Here is a 17,932-nt window from a genome sequence, read left to right as displayed (position 1 = left end):
AAATCAATAACCTGAAGATATGTGCGACGAGCTTTTCATAAATCTGTCATAAATCTGACGCATAATGACGTCGCATTAATGATCGCAACCTATTTATTACAACAGGGCAAATCATGGCGAGACGTATTCTGGTCGTAGAAGATGAAGCACCAATTCGCGAAATGGTCTGCTTCGTGCTCGAACAAAATGGCTTTCAGCCGGTCGAAGCGGAAGATTATGACAGTGCTGTGAATCAACTGAATGAACCCTGGCCGGATTTAATTCTCCTTGACTGGATGTTACCTGGCGGCTCCGGTATCCAGTTCATCAAACACCTCAAGCGCGAGTCGATGACCCGGGATATTCCAGTGGTGATGTTGACCGCCAGAGGGGAAGAAGAAGATCGCGTGCGCGGCCTTGAAACCGGTGCGGATGACTATATCACCAAGCCGTTTTCGCCGAAGGAGCTGGTGGCGCGAATCAAAGCGGTAATGCGCCGTATTTCGCCAATGGCGGTGGAAGAGGTGATCGAGATGCAGGGGCTAAGTCTCGACCCGACATCTCACCGGGTGATGGCGGGCGAAGAACCGCTGGAGATGGGGCCGACAGAATTTAAACTGCTGCACTTTTTTATGACGCATCCTGAGCGCGTGTACAGCCGCGAGCAGCTGTTAAACCACGTCTGGGGAACCAACGTGTATGTGGAAGATCGTACAGTCGATGTCCACATTCGTCGCCTGCGTAAAGCACTGGAGCCCGGCGGGCATGACCGCATGGTGCAGACCGTGCGCGGTACAGGATATCGTTTTTCAACCCGCTTTTAACGCCTTGCTCATCGGACGCAGAGCAGGGCTTATGAATTCTTAACTGGAGTATCTTACGTGCTGGAACGGCTGTCGTGGAAAAGGCTGGTGCTGGAGCTGCTACTTTGCTGCCTCCCGGCTTTCATCCTGGGTGCATTTTTTGGTTACCTGCCCTGGTTTTTGCTGGCATCGGTAACGGGACTGCTTATCTGGCATTTCTGGAATTTATTGCGCCTTTCATGGTGGCTGTGGGTGGATCGTAGTATGACCCCGCCACCGGGGCGTGGTAGCTGGGAACCGCTGCTATACGGATTACACCAGATGCAGTTGCGAAATAAAAAACGCCGCCGCGAACTGGGCAATCTGATTAAACGCTTTCGTAGCGGCGCGGAGTCGCTGCCTGATGCGGTGGTGCTGACCACGGAAGAGGGCGGTATTTTCTGGTGTAATGGTCTGGCGCAACAAATTCTTGGTTTGCGCTGGCCGGAAGATAACGGGCAGAACATCCTTAATCTGCTTCGTTATCCGGAGTTTACGCAATATCTGAAAACGCGTGATTTTTCTCGCCCGCTCAATCTGGTGCTCAATACCGGGCGGCATCTGGAAATTCGCGTCATGCCTTATACCCACAAACAGTTGCTGATGGTGGCGCGTGATGTGACGCAAATGCATCAACTGGAAGGGGCGCGGCGTAACTTTTTTGCCAACGTGAGCCATGAGTTACGTACGCCATTGACCGTGTTACAGGGTTACCTGGAGATGATGGATGAGCAACCGCTGGAAGGCGCGGTACGTGAAAAAGCGTTGCACACCATGCGCGAGCAGACACAGCGGATGGAAGGGCTGGTGAAGCAATTGCTGACGCTGTCGAAAATAGAAGCCGCACCGACGCAGTTGCTCAATGAAAAGGTTGATGTGCCGATGATGCTGCGCGTTGTTGAGCGCGAGGCTCAGACTCTGAGTCAGAAAAAACAGACATTTACCTTTGAGATAGATAACGGCCTCAAGGTGTCAGGCAGCGAAGATCAGCTACGCAGTGCGATTTCGAACCTGGTCTATAACGCCGTGAATCATACGCCGGAAGGCACGCATATCACCGTACGCTGGCAGCGAGTGCCGCATGGTGCCGAATTTAGCGTTGAAGATAACGGACCGGGCATTGCACCGGAGCATATTCCGCGCCTGACCGAGCGTTTTTATCGCGTTGATAAAGCGCGTTCCCGGCAAACCGGTGGTAGCGGATTAGGGTTAGCGATCGTGAAACATGCGGTGAATCATCACGAAAGTCGCCTGAATATTGAGAGTACAGTAGGAAAAGGTACACGTTTCAGTTTTGTTATCCCGGAACGTTTAATTGCCAAAAACAGCGATTAATTCGCCTTTGTCATCTTTTATTGCCATAAGCCAGCCGATGCTGGCTTATTTTCTTTGCAGTCGAAATACGGGCGTTAGATTTTACAATGGTTGGTGATTTTTTGTTCGCATGATTAGCCATGTCTTTTTCATTGAAATAGTGTTTTATACTGGTTGGTGATTTCTTATCGCTATATACCTCTGGTTTTTAGATCCCTTCTTGCTTTAAAACGTTATAAGCGTTTAAATTGCGCTTCAGGTGCTGTCATACTGACTGCATTTACGCGGTAAATCGAAAAACTATTCTTCGCCGCGCCTGGTTGGGAGTATTTCCCGCTAAAATTGTTTAAATATACCGCTGTATCATCCCCAGGGATTGGCACAAAAATTTAACGTTACAACACCACATCCACAGGCAGTATGATTTATGACCCATCAATTAAGATCGCGCGATATCATCGCTCTGGGCTTTATGACATTTGCGTTGTTCGTCGGCGCAGGTAACATTATTTTCCCTCCAATGGTCGGCTTGCAGGCAGGCGAACACGTCTGGACTGCGGCATTCGGTTTCCTCATTACTGCCGTTGGCCTACCGGTGTTAACGGTGGTGGCGCTGGCGAAAGTTGGCGGCGGTGTTGACAGCCTCAGCACGCCAATCGGTAAAGTCGCTGGCGTACTGCTGGCAACGGTGTGTTACCTGGCGGTGGGGCCGCTTTTCGCTACGCCGCGTACAGCTACCGTTTCTTTTGAAGTGGGCATTGCGCCGCTGACGGGTGATTCCGCGTTGCCGCTGTTTATCTACAGCCTGGTTTATTTCGCTATCGTTATTCTGGTTTCGCTCTATCCGGGCAAGCTGCTGGATACCGTGGGCAACTTCCTTGCGCCGCTGAAAATTATCGCGCTGGTCATCCTGTCTGTTGCCGCAATTATCTGGCCGGCGGGTTCTATCAGCACGGCGACTGAGGCTTATCAAAACGCTGCGTTTTCTAACGGCTTCGTCAACGGCTATCTGACCATGGATACGCTGGGCGCAATGGTGTTTGGTATCGTTATTGTTAACGCGGCGCGTTCTCGTGGCGTTACCGAAGCGCGTCTGCTGACCCGTTATACCGTCTGGGCTGGCCTGATGGCGGGTGTTGGTCTGACTCTGCTGTATCTGGCGCTGTTCCGTCTGGGTTCAGACAGCGCGTCGCTGGTCGATCAGTCTGCAAACGGTGCGGCGATCCTGCATGCTTACGTTCAGCATACCTTTGGCGGCGGCGGTAGCTTCCTGCTGGCGGCGTTAATCTTCATCGCCTGCCTGGTCACGGCGGTTGGCCTGACCTGTGCTTGTGCAGAATTCTTCGCCCAGTACGTACCGCTCTCTTATCGTACGCTGGTGTTTATCCTCGGCGGCTTCTCGATGGTGGTGTCTAACCTCGGCTTGAGCCAGCTGATTCAGATCTCTGTACCGGTGTTGACCGCCATTTATCCGCCGTGTATCGCACTGGTTGTATTAAGTTTTACACGCTCATGGTGGCATAATTCGTCCCGCGTGATTGCTCCGCCGATGTTTATCAGCCTGCTTTTTGGTATTCTCGACGGGATCAAGGCATCTGCATTCAGCGATATCTTACCGTCCTGGGCGCAGCGTTTACCGCTGGCCGAACAAGGTCTGGCGTGGTTAATGCCAACAGTGGTGATGGTGGTTCTGGCCATTATCTGGGATCGTGCGGCAGGTCGTCAGGTGACCTCCAGCGCTCACTAAATCACTGAACATTTGTTTTAACCACGGGGCTGCGATGCCCCGTGGTTTTTTATTGTGTTGATGGGTTAGGAATTGATGGAAAGTAAGAACAAGCTAAAGCGTGGGCTAAGTACCCGACACATACGCTTTATGGCACTGGGTTCAGCAATTGGCACCGGGCTGTTTTACGGTTCGGCAGATGCCATCAAAATGGCCGGTCCAAGCGTGTTGTTGGCCTATATTATCGGTGGTATCGCGGCGTATATCATTATGCGCGCGCTGGGGGAAATGTCGGTACATAACCCGGCCGCCAGCTCTTTCTCGCGTTATGCGCAGGAAAACCTCGGACCGCTGGCAGGTTACATTACCGGCTGGACCTACTGCTTTGAAATCCTAATTGTCGCCATCGCCGATGTGACCGCTTTTGGTATCTATATGGGGGTCTGGTTCCCGACGGTGCCGCACTGGATTTGGGTACTGAGCGTGGTGCTGATCATTTGCGCCGTAAACCTGATGAGCGTGAAGGTATTCGGTGAGCTGGAGTTCTGGTTCTCGTTCTTTAAAGTCGCCACTATCATCATCATGATTGTCGCCGGTTTCGGCATCATCATCTGGGGAATTGGCAACGGCGGGCAACCGACCGGTATTCATAACCTGTGGAGCAACGGCGGCTTCTTCAGTAACGGCTGGCTTGGTATGGTGATGTCGTTGCAAATGGTGATGTTTGCTTACGGTGGGATCGAAATTATCGGGATTACCGCCGGTGAAGCGAAAGATCCTGAGAAATCGATTCCGCGTGCGATTAACTCCGTGCCGATGCGTATTCTGGTGTTCTACGTCGGTACGCTGTTCGTCATAATGTCTATCTACCCGTGGAATCAGGTTGGCACTGCCGGTAGCCCGTTCGTGCTGACGTTCCAGCATATGGGCATTACCTTTGCCGCCAGCATTCTTAACTTTGTTGTGCTGACCGCTTCGCTGTCGGCAATTAACAGTGACGTATTTGGCGTAGGCCGTATGCTCCACGGTATGGCAGAGCAGGGCAGCGCGCCAAAAATTTTCAGCAAAACCTCGCGTCGCGGTATTCCGTGGGTTACGGTGCTGGTGATGACTACCGCGCTGCTATTTGCGGTGTATCTGAACTACATCATGCCGGAAAACGTCTTCCTGGTGATCGCTTCGCTGGCAACCTTCGCCACGGTGTGGGTGTGGATTATGATCCTGCTGTCGCAAATCGCCTTCCGTCGCCGTTTGCCTCCAGAAGAAGTTAAGGCGCTGAAATTTAAAGTGCCGGGTGGGGTAGCAACGACCATCGGCGGTTTGATTTTCCTGCTCTTTATTATCGGGTTGATTGGTTATCACCCGGATACGCGTATCTCGCTGTACGTTGGTTTCGCGTGGATTGTTGTGCTGTTGATTGGCTGGATGTTTAAACGCCGCCACGATCGTCAGCTGGCTGAAAACCAGTAATCCTTGCGTTCTGTAAGCCGGTTCAGGAGGAAATCCTGATCCGGCTATTCCGAAAGTTATCCGCCCCCGTCCTCCTCCCCCAAATATCCTTCAGATGATGAGTGATCCTGCATTAGGCTATGGCAAGGTGATCAGATTTTCATCACAGGGGAATTATGATGTTAAATGCATGGCACCTGCCGGTGCCCCCATTTGTTAAACAAAGCAAAGATCAACTGCTCATTACGCTGTGGCTGACGGGCGAAGACCCACCGCAGCGCATTATGCTGCGTACAGAACACGACAACGAAGAAACGTCAGTAGCGATGCATAAGCAGCGCAGTCAGCCGCAGCCTGGCGTTACCGCATGGCGGGCGGCGATCGATCTCTCCAGCGGGCAACCTCGGCGGCGTTATAGTTTCAAATTACTGTGGCACGATCGCCAGCGTTGGTTTACACCGCAGGGCTTCAGCCGAATGCCGCCAGCACGACTGGAGCAGTTTGCTGTCGATGTCCCGGATATCGGCCCACAATGGGCTGCGGATCAGATTTTTTATCAGATCTTCCCTGATCGTTTCGCCCGTAGTCTTCCTCGTGAAGCTGAACAGGATCATGTTTATTACCATCACGCAGCCGGACAAGAGATCATATTGCGTGACTGGGATGAACCGGTCACGGCGCAGGCGGGCGGATCAACGTTCTATGGCGGCGATCTGGACGGTATCAGCGAAAAACTGCCGTATCTGAAAAAGCTCGGCGTGACGGCGCTGTATCTTAACCCGGTGTTTAAAGCCCCCAGCGTACATAAATACGATACAGAGGATTATCGCCACGTCGATCCGCAGTTTGGCGGCGACGGAGCGTTGCTGCGTTTGCGACACCATACGCAGCAGCTGGGAATGCGGCTGGTGCTGGATGGCGTGTTTAACCACAGTGGCGATTCCCATGCCTGGTTTGACAGGCACAATCGTGGCACGGGTGGTGCTTGTCACAACCCCGAATCGCCCTGGCGCGACTGGTACTCGTTTAGTGACGATGGCACGGCGCTCGACTGGCTGGGCTATGCCAGCTTGCCGAAACTGGATTATCAGTCGGAAAGTCTGGTGAATGAAATTTATCGCGGGGAAGACAGTATTGTCCGCCACTGGCTGAAAGCGCCGTGGAATATGGACGGCTGGCGGCTGGATGTGGTGCATATGCTGGGGGAAGCGGGTGGGGCGCGCAATAATTTGCAGCACGTTGCCGGGATCACCGAAGCGGCGAAAGAAACCCAGCCGGAAGCGTATATCGTTGGAGAGCATTTTGGCGATGCACGGCAATGGTTACAGGCCGATGTGGAAGATGCCGCCATGAACTATCGTGGCTTCACATTCCCGTTGTGGGGATTTCTTGCCAATACCGACATCTCTTATGATCCGCAGCAAATTGACGCCCAAACCTGTATGGCCTGGATGGATAATTACCGCGCCGGACTTTCTCATCAACAGCAACTGCGTATGTTTAATCAGCTCGATAGCCACGATACTGCGCGATTTAAAACGCTGCTCGGTCGGGATATTGCGCGCCTGCCGCTGGCGGTGGTCTGGTTGTTCACCTGGCCTGGTGTACCGTGCATTTATTACGGTGATGAAGTGGGACTGGATGGTAAAAACGATCCGTTTTGCCGTAAGCCGTTCCCCTGGCAGGTGGAAAAGCAGGATACGGCGTTATTCGCGCTGTACCAGCGAATGATTGCGCTGCGTAAGAAAAGTCAGGCGCTGCGTCGTGGCGGCTGTCAGGTGCTGTATGCGGAAGATAACGTGGTGGTATTTGTCCGCGTGCTGAATCAGCAGCGTGTACTGGTGGCAATCAACCGTGGCGAGGCCTGTGAAGTGGTGCTACCCGCGTCACCGTTGCTTAATGTTGCGCAATGGCAACGCAAAGAAGGCCATGGGCAACTGACAGACGGGATTCTGGCTTTGCCTGCCATTTCGGCTACGGTGTGGATCAACTAAAGCATCTGTTTTATTTGTTACGTCGTTAGTCACCAGCCCTGACACTACGCAGCGAAAAAGCTGCTCAATGTCAGGGCTGAATTTGTTAAATATTTGTCCCGATCGATATGAGCGATTTTTGGTATTCTTTGCCCATGATGTTATGTACAACATGCTCCAGGATAACCCTGTAGTGGAGCAAAGATATGACAATTTCAAATTCGAATTTATTAAAACCGTTTATTACTGGTACTGAGTTGCCACCTTTTAAAGAGAATGTTTTTTCTAAAACAGAAGAACAATTTAAAAAAAGCCCCCATGGCAAATTGCTTTTCATTTCCGGAAATGAAAATTTAGTAAACATTTCAGCGGAAAAAATCGATGAAATAAAAAATAGCAAAGATTTCTTTTCAAACATTGTAAATATAATAATTTTACTCATTAAGCATCCTGATAAAATTCTGCCCATTCTTCATGGTTGTCCTGCAGAGTCCATCGAACTCATTAAGAATGCGAAACGAACGGGGCAATGGTCATATGAGATGACTGATAAGAACGGGCAGAATATTGAAGTGTCCTATATTTTCACTGATACCATAGATGATAAATCTGATGGAAAATTATGCTTAAAAATCTGTAACTCTTGCAACCAAAATGATTCTAGTACACATGAATATAAAATAGATCATCAACAGTTGAAAAATCACATAAGGCAACTTGAGGAGTGGGCCCTTCTTGAAAAGTTTTATGATAACAACGCTTATTATTCTAAACGTACAAAACAATTAGAGAAGAAAATTGCCGATGCGGGGTTTATAACAGGGAAGGTTAATGCCAATAACTTTAATGTAAAAGAGTTTAAAGACGATATAGCCTCGATGCTTTGTGAACAGCCCCCCATGCGTACACACCAGATTTCTTCATCCGGATACTTATCTGCCGATAAAGTGCCTGATCTCTATAAGACAAATTTGAAAGACGCGCAGAGAGATCTGAAAACAACACCGGTTGACATCGATGGTGTTAGTCTAAAATCAAAAACTCGGGAAAAAATTGCGGAAAAAATTGCGAAAAAAACTGAGGAAAAAATTGCGAAACAAAATGCGAAGACCATTGAGGAGAAGAATAGTGAAAAAAACAAGAAAGAAACAAATCCTGAGGATAATTTTGTCTTAAAATTCTCACCGGAAGAAATCAATGAGATGCTCCTGGATTACAGCGATGAAGAACAAAAAAAATTAAGACCTTTTTTCACTAGTGATCACATCTATTGTTTGTTTGATGCTTTTAGTCAGGGTTTGCATAATGTTGCTCGTAATGGCAGTCCACGGTATACAGGTTTACTACATCAAATAGCATCCAACTCTGAGATATTACAAGATTTTGATCAACAATTGTTCTGGCGCACGTTTTCAGGAGGAGTCTTCCATCGACGTATCTCTGTGAACAGCGAGCCAGAAAAGACAGATGTATGGCGATTCAGTACACAATTTGATTTTCCACATATAAATGACAACGGAGAGTTGTCCAGAACGGTACTCATGTTCGAGGGGGTTGCTGAAAGCAACTTTAAAGATATCGCCAATCATTCCAGCGAATGTTTTTCTTACAGTTGTTATGCCGCTCCGCTGGATGCGAATGCTAAAAAATAGTGACGCCGGAGCTTGAAGTTTCAGAGCGCCTTGCGTGACGCCTGCGCCATCATCCGCGGATAAAACTGCCAGAAGCGGGTTTCGAGAGCATCGTAATGGGCGTCTAAATCGTACCAGGAGTCACGCAGGGCATCCAGACGTGGGCGACGGCTTGCCATGCCGTTTAACACGTTCTGGATGAAATCCATATCGCGATAGCGCACCAGCCACTGCTCTGACCACAAGTAATTGTTCAGATTGATAAAACGTGGCGGTGAGTCCGGCAAAATCGTCATCACTTGCTCGCGGGCATAACAGACAAATTCCTGTAGCGGAAAGTCCGGCGACAGCTGCGACCAGTGGCGGGAAAGAAAGTGATCCCACATGACATCCAGCGTAATAGGCGCAACGCGGCGCGTTTCACTACGAAACCATTCCCGTGCTTCGCGGACTTCCGGCAGATTGTCGGTTAGTACATCAATGCGCCGATGCATATGAATGCCAGCCACGACGTCGGGCGGAAAACTTTCTTCAGGATTTCCGCGTACGAAATCAGCCAGCAAATTGCCGGAAAGCGAGCTTTCCGCGAGATGGGCTAAATGCAGGTGAGCTAAAAAATTCATCGATTATATTCTATCCAAAGGGGGGTAAAGGTTGCAGGGAGAGCGCCCCGGCACTAGACTACCCGCCTCTTATTTTAGTCTGAGTCAGTGTCATGCGCGTTACCGATTTCTCCTTTGAATTGCCCGAATCCCTGATTGCCCACTATCCCATGCCTGAACGCAGTAGCTGTCGTTTACTGTCGCTGGACGGGCCGACGGGCGCGCTGACGCACGGTACTTTCACCGATTTACTCGATAAGCTCAACCCCGGCGATCTTCTGGTTTTTAATAATACCCGCGTGATCCCGGCGCGTCTGTTTGGGCGTAAAGCCAGCGGCGGCAAGATTGAAGTGCTGGTTGAGCGGATGCTCGACGACAAACGCATTCTTGCGCATATTCGCGCCTCGAAAGCGCCAAAACCTGGCGCAGAACTGCTGCTGGGCGATGACGAAAGTATTAACGCAACAATGACCGCGCGCCACGGCGCACTGTTTGAAGTCGAATTTAATGATGATCGTTCGGTACTGGATATCCTCAACAGCATCGGCCATATGCCGCTGCCGCCGTATATCGACCGTCCGGACGAAGACGCTGACCGCGAACTTTATCAAACCGTTTATAGCGAAAAACCGGGCGCGGTTGCAGCCCCGACCGCTGGTCTGCATTTTGACGAACCTTTGCTGGAAAAATTACGCGCCAAAGGCGTGGAGATGGCGTTTGTCACCCTGCACGTTGGTGCGGGCACCTTCCAGCCGGTGCGCGTCGACACCATTGAAGATCACATCATGCACTCGGAATACGCTGAAGTACCGCAGGATGTGGTAGACGCGGTACTGGCGGCGAAAGCGCGCGGTAACCGGGTGATTGCGGTTGGCACCACCTCGGTACGTTCGCTGGAAAGCGCGGCCCAGGCGGCGAAAAACGATCTCATCGAACCGTTCTTTGACGATACCCAAATCTTTATCTATCCCGGCTTCCAGTACAAAGTGGTCGATGCGCTGGTGACGAACTTCCACCTTCCTGAATCGACGCTGATTATGCTGGTTTCGGCATTTGCCGGCTATCAACACACTATGAACGCCTATAAAGCGGCGGTAGAAGAGAAATATCGCTTTTTTAGTTACGGTGATGCGATGTTTATCACGTACAATCCGCAGGCAATTAATGAGCGCGTCGGGGAGTAATTCCGCGGCGCTGGTTTAAACGTTGGACTGTTTTTCTGACGTAGTGGAGAAAAAATGAAATTTGAACTGGACACCACCGACGGTCGCGCACGCCGTGGCCGCCTGGTCTTTGATCGTGGCGTAGTGGAAACGCCTTGTTTTATGCCTGTTGGCACTTACGGCACCGTAAAAGGGATGACGCCGGAAGAAGTTGAAGCCACTGGCGCGCAAATTATCCTCGGCAACACCTTCCACCTGTGGCTGCGCCCGGGCCAGGAAATCATGAAACTGCACGGCGATCTGCACGATTTTATGCAGTGGAAGGGACCGATTCTTACCGACTCCGGCGGCTTCCAGGTCTTCAGCCTTGGTGATATTCGTAAAATCACCGAACAGGGCGTTCACTTCCGTAACCCGATCAACGGCGACCCGATTTTCCTCGACCCGGAAAAGTCGATGGAGATTCAGTACGATCTTGGTTCGGATATCGTCATGATCTTTGATGAGTGTACGCCGTATCCTGCTGACTGGGATTACGCAAAACGCTCCATGGAGATGTCTCTGCGTTGGGCGAAGCGTAGCCGTGAGCGTTTTGACAGTCTCGGAAACAAAAATGCGCTGTTTGGTATCATTCAGGGCAGCGTTTACGAAGATTTACGTGATATTTCTGTTAAAGGTCTGGTAGATATCGGTTTTGATGGCTACGCTGTCGGCGGTCTGGCTGTGGGTGAGCCGAAAGCAGATATGCACCGCATTCTGGAGCATGTATGCCCGCAAATTCCGGCAGACAAACCGCGTTACCTGATGGGCGTTGGTAAACCAGAAGACCTGGTTGAAGGCGTACGTCGCGGTATCGATATGTTTGACTGCGTAATGCCAACCCGCAACGCCCGAAATGGTCATTTGTTCGTGACCGATGGCGTGGTGAAAATCCGCAATGCGAAGTATAAGAGCGATACTGGCCCACTCGATCCTGAGTGTGATTGCTACACCTGTCGCAATTATTCACGCGCTTACTTGCATCATCTCGACCGTTGCAACGAAATATTAGGCGCGCGACTCAACACCATTCATAACCTTCGTTACTACCAGCGTTTGATGGCGGGTTTACGCAAGGCTATTGAAGAGGGTAAATTAGAGAGCTTCGTAACTGATTTTTACCAGCGTCAGGGGCGAGAAGTACCACCTTTGAACGTTGATTAATATTAATAATGAGGGAAATTTAATGAGCTTTTTTATTTCTGATGCGGTAGCGGCAACGGGTGCACCGGCGCAAGGTAGCCCGATGTCTTTGATTTTGATGCTGGTGGTATTCGGTCTGATTTTCTATTTCATGATCCTGCGTCCACAGCAGAAGCGCACCAAAGAACACAAAAAGCTGATGGACTCCATTGCCAAAGGTGATGAAGTTCTGACGAACGGTGGCCTGGTTGGTCGCGTAACCAAAGTAGCGGAAAACGGCTACATTGCTATCGCGCTGAATGACACCACTGAAGTAGTTATTAAACGTGACTTCGTAGCTGCCGTCCTGCCGAAAGGCACCATGAAGGCGCTGTAATTAAAATTTTTCCCTAAGGGAATTGCCGTGTTAAACCGTTATCCTTTGTGGAAGTACGTCATGCTGATCGTGGTGATTGTCATCGGTCTGCTGTATGCGCTTCCCAACCTGTTTGGTGAGGATCCGGCTGTTCAGATCACTGGTGCGCGCGGAGTCGCCGCCAGTGAGCAAACGCTGATCCAGGTCCAGAAAACGTTACAAGAAGAAAAAATAACTGCTAAGTCTGTGGCACTGGAAGAGGGCGCTATTCTTGCGCGCTTCGACTCCACTGACACCCAGCTGCGCGCTCGTGAAGCATTAATGGGCGTTATGGGTGACAAATACGTCGTGGCGCTTAACCTTGCCCCGGCAACGCCGCGCTGGCTGGCAGCTATTCATGCTGAGCCGATGAAGCTCGGCCTTGACCTGCGTGGCGGCGTTCACTTCCTGATGGAAGTGGATATGGACACCGCGCTTGGCAAACTCCAGGAACAAAACATCGATAGCCTGCGCAGCGACCTGCGTGAAAAGGGCATCCCGTATACCACCGTTCGTAAAGAAAACAACTACGGCCTGAGCATCACTTTCCGCGATGCTAAAGCTCGTGATGAAGCCATTGCGTATCTGAGCAAGCGCCATCCGGACCTGGTGATTAGCAGCCAGGGCAGCAACCAGCTGCGTGCGGTAATGAGCGATGCTCGTCTGAGTGAAGCGCGTGAATATGCGGTGCAGCAGAACATTAATATCCTGCGTAACCGTGTAAACCAACTTGGCGTGGCGGAGCCGGTGGTTCAGCGTCAGGGTGCTGACCGTATCGTTGTTGAACTGCCAGGTATTCAGGACACCGCGCGTGCGAAAGAGATTCTGGGTGCGACGGCAACGCTGGAATTCCGTCTGGTAAACACCAACGTTGATCAGGCCGCTGCGGCATCCGGCCGCGTACCGGGCGACTCTGAAGTGAAACAGACCCGCGAAGGTCAGCCGGTTGTGCTGTACAAACGCGTAATTCTGACCGGTGACCATATCACCGACTCCACTTCCAGCCAGGACGAATACAACCAGCCGCAGGTTAACATCTCGCTCGACAGCGCAGGTGGCAACATTATGTCTAACTTCACCAAGGACAACATCGGCAAACCGATGGCGACCCTGTTTGTGGAGTACAAAGACAGCGGCAAGAAAGATGCTAACGGTCGTGCGGTTCTGGTGAAACAGGAAGAGGTGATTAACATCGCTAACATCCAGTCTCGTCTGGGTAACAGCTTCCGTATCACCGGCATCAACAACCCGAACGAAGCCCGTCAGCTGTCACTGCTGCTGCGTGCCGGTGCGTTGATCGCGCCGATTCAGATTGTTGAAGAACGTACAATTGGCCCGACCCTGGGTATGCAGAACATTGAGCAGGGGCTGGAGGCTTGCCTTGCCGGTCTGCTGGTTTCTATTCTGTTCATGATCATCTTCTATAAGAAGTTTGGTCTGATTGCGACCAGTGCTCTGATTGCCAACTTGATCTTGATCGTCGGTATTATGTCGCTGTTGCCAGGCGCAACGCTGAGTATGCCAGGTATCGCGGGTATCGTCTTAACCCTTGCGGTAGCGGTCGACGCGAACGTACTGATCAACGAACGTATTAAAGAAGAGTTGAGCAACGGACGTACTGTTCAACAGGCAATTGATGAAGGTTATCGTGGCGCATTCAGTTCCATCTTCGATGCGAACATCACCACGCTGATTAAAGTCATCATCCTGTACGCAGTGGGTACCGGGGCAATTAAAGGGTTCGCGATTACTACCGGTATCGGTGTGGCGACGTCGATGTTTACCGCGATTGTCGGTACGCGTGCCATCGTAAACCTGCTATATGGCGGCAAGCGCGTCAAGAAGCTGTCAATCTGAGGAGTGCGATGTGGCACAGGAATATACTGTTGAACAACTAAACCACGGCCGTAAAGTCTATGACTTTATGCGCTGGGACTACTGGGCTTTCGGCATCTCTGGTCTGCTGTTAATCGCCGCTATCGTTATTATGGGCGTGCGCGGCTTTAACTGGGGGCTGGATTTCACCGGTGGTACGGTTATTGAAATTACGCTCGAAAAACCGGCTGAAATTGACGTAATGCGTGATGCATTGCAAAAAGCCGGTTTTGAAGAGCCGATGCTGCAAAACTTTGGTAGCAGCCACGACATCATGGTCCGTATGCCGCCTGCTGAAGGCGAAACCGGCGGTCAGGTGCTGGGCAGCCAGGTCTTGAAGGTGATTAACGAATCCACCAATCAGAATGCGGCAGTGAAGCGTATTGAGTTCGTCGGGCCGAGCGTGGGGGCAGACCTTGCGCAAACCGGTGCGATGGCGTTGATGGCGGCGCTGCTGTCTATCCTCGTGTACGTAGGTTTCCGCTTTGAGTGGCGACTGGCGGCAGGGGTTGTTATTGCGCTGGCGCACGACGTTATCATTACGCTGGGTATTTTGTCGTTATTCCATATCGAGATTGACCTGACCATTGTGGCATCGTTGATGTCAGTTATCGGTTACTCGCTTAACGACAGTATCGTGGTATCGGACCGTATTCGTGAAAACTTCCGCAAGATCCGTCGCGGTACGCCTTACGAAATCTTTAACGTGTCCTTGACCCAGACGCTGCACCGTACCTTGATCACATCCGGTACTACCTTGATGGTTATCCTGATGCTGTACCTCTTCGGTGGTCCGGTACTGGAAGGCTTCTCGCTGACCATGCTTATCGGTGTTTCCATCGGTACTGCATCTTCCATCTACGTAGCATCGGCGCTGGCTCTGAAACTGGGTATGAAGCGCGAACACATGCTGCAGCAGAAAGTGGAAAAAGAAGGGGCGGATCAGCCGTCAATTCTGCCTTAAGGGTGTTTTAAATCCGTTCTGTTAAAAAAACCGTGGCGTATTTGCGCTGCGGTTTTTTTTGCCTGTTTCACATGCAACTGAATACGGTTTGGTTGTAGAAAGAGTTCTGACATATACTTTGTATTAATAGTTAATACATGGAGATCGCTTATGCGCAAAATTACCTCAGTAAGCGTTGGCGAACAATTAGATAGTTTTATTACACGGATGGTCCAGTCTGGTCGTTATGGCTCGGCCAGTGAAGTAATGCGTTCAGCGCTTCGTCTATTGGAACAACAAGAATCCAGGGATGAAGCTGTCAGAAATGCTGTTATTGAAGGTCTTGAGAGCGGTGAAAGTTCGATGACGCTTCGTGATATCGCAGCAGAAAGGAAGCAAAAACATCGTGTATAAGCTTAGCGGAAAAGCTGTTGAAGATTTCAGAGGGATCTATGACTACACGCTGGGAAAGTTTGGTGAGGAGCAGGCGGATCGCTACACCGACTCTCTCGGCATTTTTCTGGATACACTCTCTCAAATGCCCGAGATAGGGCAAGACTATGATGCGATTCCAGAGGTAAAGAAGATCGCATTTAGGTTTCACACTGTTTATTACGTTATAAGAGTCGATGACATTCTCATTGCGCGCATTCTTCATCAGCTGATGGAACCTCGCCGTCACTGGTAATGTGAGAATTTCTTGACTCAGGATTGCGAAAATCCCCGCATCTTGGGAAACTGCGCGTAACCCTACATTTCATCCAGGTAACTTTTCATGGCTATCATCCCAAAAAACTATGCGCGGTTAGAAAGCGGCTATCGCGAAAAAGCATTAAAAATCTATCCGTGGGTCTGCGGTCGCTGTTCCCGTGAGTTTGTTTATTCCAACCTGCGTGAACTTACCGTTCACCACATTGATCACGACCATACCAATAACCCGGAAGATGGCAGTAACTGGGAATTGCTTTGTCTCTATTGCCACGATCATGAGCATTCGAAATATACCGAAGCGGATCAGTATGGTACGACCGTTATCGCAGGGGAAGATGCGCAGAAAGATGTCGGTGAAGCGAAGTACAACCCATTCGCTGACCTGAAAGCGATGATGAACAAGAAGAAGTGATAAAAAATGCCGGATATGAAATCCGGCATTCTCACAATTAGAAGTTGTAACCTACTACCAGGTAACCACCCCAGCCGGTAGAGCGAACGTTGAAGTTGCCGTTGCCGAAGTTCAGTTCTGCATCGTCGTTCCACTGACCACCGTCGTGCCAGTAACGAGCTACGACAGAGTAGTGCCAATGATCGTAGTTCAGAGCCAGAATATGGCTGGAAGCGATAGAGTTATTAGTACGGGTCTTAATACCGTTGATTGCGTTACCGCTGTCATCCCCTAAATCGGAACCCCAGTCGAAGTTGGTGAAGCCGATGTAGCTCAGCTGACCGCCCCACAGATCGGTAATCGGCACAAAGTATTTAATTTTGAAACGGTAACCGTCCCACTCGTTTTCGTTCGCTGCGCCATAGTTCTGCCACTGGTATTTCGCATAGACGTTCATGGACAGGCTCATCGGCAGACCAGTATCGATGTCGGTACCCAGACCCATGTACCAGGTGCTCTGGCGACCATCTTTATTACGACCCATGTCGTAAATGTAGTTGTTCGCGAAGTACCACTCTTTGAACGGACCGAAGCTAAGGTCAGTATTGGTCAGTTTGTCGATGGAGAAACGCGGTTCGATTTCCATAAACAGCGGAGAACCGTGGTTCCAGATACCTTTTGCATCGGAGTTACCGCCGAAGAATACCGGCGCATCCGCATAACCATAGAAGTCGAACCAGTCTTTTTTAGCGAATGCTTCGTACTCAAGGTAGGTATCGTTGCGGATCTGCGGTCCGAAACGGGTGTGATAGCTTCCGACAACGTTAACGCTCTGGTGCCACCAGTCGGAAAGATACTGCGGTTTGTCGTTTTCAGCTGCGTTGACAGTAAAAGACGAAGAGAGCGCCAGTACCGCACCGGCTGCCAGTAATGTTTTTTTCATATGTATGCCACTGTTTGAAAATCCCTTGCGGGAGTGAAAAAGGCGCAAATTGCGTTTCTAAATATTTCGTATACAGAGGAGCCTATTATAAAAATCATTGCTCACAAAAATATGTTTCGTTTCACAGTTCTATCATTTACGTAATCGATTGCGTTCACGTTTACACACATTCGGGCGGGGATTGTACTGACTTTCACCCTTGTTGCAAACTTTTACTATCAATCCAGGTGATGTAAGCGGAGTAACAAAATGACGGGAAAAGATGTTGCGGGACGCACAAAATCGCCCCGCTATACGTTTACTGCATAACAGGTTGAATGTCGTGGATACGTACAAAGTCTAACTGTTCTACAGAAATCCCCTTTAACTGTAACGGAATATCAACATCGCTGGGGACGAGGACGCTGGCAGGGGCATTAATCAATTGATTCTGCAAATTGATTTCCTGAAAGTTGTCTATTGTTCCCTGAATTTGCCCATATTCAACAGTTCCGCTGAATGCGGGCAAGGGGTCATTCGACTCGCCCTGAATACGTAGCGTCAGGGTGGTGCCATCTGTATCATGCGTAATATTCACTAGCGACATACGTAAAGTACCGATCTGGCTTTCCAGTCTTGCCGGTGTTTTCGCTCCAGGCAGAAGGTAAACCCCACTGCTGGATTTTGCATTCAGCCTGTTTTGCTGAGTGATTTTGACGGTTTCTTTATCCGGTGCGCCGTAAAACCCCGTCCTTCAGGGCGGGGATATAAGGCGCGGTTTTCCACCTGACCAGGTGTTTGCTGTTGTTCAATGTATTGGCGGATGACGGATATT

Annotated in this window: 16 protein-coding genes and 2 pseudogenes; 14 read left to right on the top strand and 4 right to left on the bottom strand. The window is 50.3% G+C overall.

The features are described 5' to 3' along the window. The first annotated feature begins 113 nt into the window (after positions 1–113). From phoB to ACJHYW_RS19345, 6 genes are all read left to right on the top strand, one after another. The gene (phoB, locus tag ACJHYW_RS19370; RefSeq protein ID WP_000113933.1) at positions 114–803 is read left to right on the top strand and encodes a phosphate response regulator transcription factor PhoB; all 690 of its coding nucleotides are present in this window, start codon (positions 114–116) and stop codon (positions 801–803) included. 57 nt (positions 804–860) lie between these two features. After that, positions 861–2,156, top strand: coding sequence for a phosphate regulon sensor histidine kinase PhoR (gene phoR, locus ACJHYW_RS19365; RefSeq protein WP_000893614.1), 1,296 nt, complete (start codon positions 861–863; stop codon positions 2,154–2,156). Positions 2,157–2,562: 406 nt separating this feature from the next. Beyond that, positions 2,563–3,882, top strand: a complete 1,320-nt coding sequence (gene brnQ, locus ACJHYW_RS19360; protein ID WP_000149635.1) for a branched-chain amino acid transporter carrier protein BrnQ — start codon at positions 2,563–2,565, stop codon at positions 3,880–3,882. A 75-nt stretch (positions 3,883–3,957) separates the two neighbouring features. Beyond that, on the top strand, positions 3,958–5,331 hold the full coding sequence (gene proY, locus ACJHYW_RS19355; RefSeq protein WP_001295329.1) for a proline-specific permease ProY: 1,374 nt from the start codon (positions 3,958–3,960) through the stop codon (positions 5,329–5,331). 155 nt (positions 5,332–5,486) lie between these two features. Then, positions 5,487–7,304, top strand: a complete 1,818-nt coding sequence (malZ, locus tag ACJHYW_RS19350; protein WP_001361950.1) for a maltodextrin glucosidase — start codon at positions 5,487–5,489, stop codon at positions 7,302–7,304. A gap of 185 nt (positions 7,305–7,489) precedes the next feature. Beyond that, positions 7,490–8,935, top strand: a complete 1,446-nt coding sequence (locus tag ACJHYW_RS19345; RefSeq protein WP_000155948.1) for a hypothetical protein — start codon at positions 7,490–7,492, stop codon at positions 8,933–8,935. A 20-nt stretch (positions 8,936–8,955) separates the two neighbouring features. Here the strand turns inward: ACJHYW_RS19345 and acpH are convergent, their stop codons facing one another. Next, positions 8,956–9,537, bottom strand: a complete 582-nt coding sequence (acpH, locus tag ACJHYW_RS19340; RefSeq protein WP_001009885.1) for an ACP phosphodiesterase — start codon at positions 9,535–9,537, stop codon at positions 8,956–8,958. Between the two features lie 92 nt (positions 9,538–9,629). On the opposite strand from acpH, the gene queA reads away from it, so the two are divergent. The 8 genes from queA (at position 9,630) to yajD (ending at position 16,196) form a co-directional block, all read left to right on the top strand. Further along, on the top strand, positions 9,630–10,700 hold the full coding sequence (queA, locus tag ACJHYW_RS19335) for a tRNA preQ1(34) S-adenosylmethionine ribosyltransferase-isomerase QueA (protein WP_001266492.1): 1,071 nt from the start codon (positions 9,630–9,632) through the stop codon (positions 10,698–10,700). Between the two features lie 54 nt (positions 10,701–10,754). Beyond that, the gene (gene tgt / locus ACJHYW_RS19330) at positions 10,755–11,882 is read left to right on the top strand and encodes a tRNA guanosine(34) transglycosylase Tgt (RefSeq protein ID WP_000667319.1); all 1,128 of its coding nucleotides are present in this window, start codon (positions 10,755–10,757) and stop codon (positions 11,880–11,882) included. Positions 11,883–11,904: 22 nt separating this feature from the next. After that, positions 11,905–12,237 carry a preprotein translocase subunit YajC gene (gene yajC / locus ACJHYW_RS19325; RefSeq protein WP_000007629.1) on the top strand — a complete coding sequence of 111 codons (333 nt, stop codon included), beginning with the start codon at positions 11,905–11,907 and terminating at the stop codon, positions 12,235–12,237. A 27-nt stretch (positions 12,238–12,264) separates the two neighbouring features. Beyond that, on the top strand, positions 12,265–14,112 hold the full coding sequence (gene secD, locus ACJHYW_RS19320) for a protein translocase subunit SecD (protein WP_000934822.1): 1,848 nt from the start codon (positions 12,265–12,267) through the stop codon (positions 14,110–14,112). Between the two features lie 10 nt (positions 14,113–14,122). After that, positions 14,123–15,094, top strand: a complete 972-nt coding sequence (gene secF, locus ACJHYW_RS19315; protein WP_000046637.1) for a protein translocase subunit SecF — start codon at positions 14,123–14,125, stop codon at positions 15,092–15,094. Between the two features lie 150 nt (positions 15,095–15,244). After that, complete coding sequence (locus ACJHYW_RS19310; RefSeq protein ID WP_001226938.1) at positions 15,245–15,487, top strand: type II toxin-antitoxin system ParD family antitoxin; 243 nt, start codon at positions 15,245–15,247, stop codon at positions 15,485–15,487. Continuing rightward, the gene (locus ACJHYW_RS19305) at positions 15,480–15,761 is read left to right on the top strand and encodes a type II toxin-antitoxin system RelE/ParE family toxin (protein WP_000277485.1); all 282 of its coding nucleotides are present in this window, start codon (positions 15,480–15,482) and stop codon (positions 15,759–15,761) included. Before ACJHYW_RS19310 ends, ACJHYW_RS19305 begins: the two co-directional genes overlap by 8 nt. Positions 15,762–15,848: 87 nt before the next feature. Beyond that, positions 15,849–16,196 carry an HNH nuclease YajD gene (gene yajD, locus ACJHYW_RS19300; protein ID WP_000974813.1) on the top strand — a complete coding sequence of 116 codons (348 nt, stop codon included), beginning with the start codon at positions 15,849–15,851 and terminating at the stop codon, positions 16,194–16,196. A 37-nt stretch (positions 16,197–16,233) separates the two neighbouring features. On the opposite strand, the gene tsx is transcribed toward yajD, so the two are convergent. The 3 genes and pseudogenes from tsx to ACJHYW_RS19285 all read right to left on the bottom strand — a co-directional run. Continuing rightward, entirely contained in the window at positions 16,234–17,118 is an 885-nt protein-coding gene (gene tsx, locus ACJHYW_RS19295) for a nucleoside-specific channel-forming protein Tsx (RefSeq protein WP_001295328.1), read from the bottom strand. A gap of 298 nt (positions 17,119–17,416) precedes the next feature. Beyond that, positions 17,417–17,827 (bottom strand): annotated as a pseudogene (locus ACJHYW_RS19290) (DUF3251 domain-containing protein); the annotation flags it as partial. Beyond that, a pseudogene (locus tag ACJHYW_RS19285) lies at positions 17,788–17,932 on the bottom strand (IS200/IS605 family transposase); the annotation flags it as partial. The pseudogenes ACJHYW_RS19285 and ACJHYW_RS19290, both read right to left, overlap by 40 nt.

This window comes from Escherichia sp. WS3063 (assembly GCF_046486595.1).
GTDB lineage: Bacteria > Pseudomonadota > Gammaproteobacteria > Enterobacterales > Enterobacteriaceae > Escherichia > Escherichia coli.
Note: the sequence above shows the minus strand (reverse complement) of the source record. Positions and strands in the feature narration are given on the sequence as shown.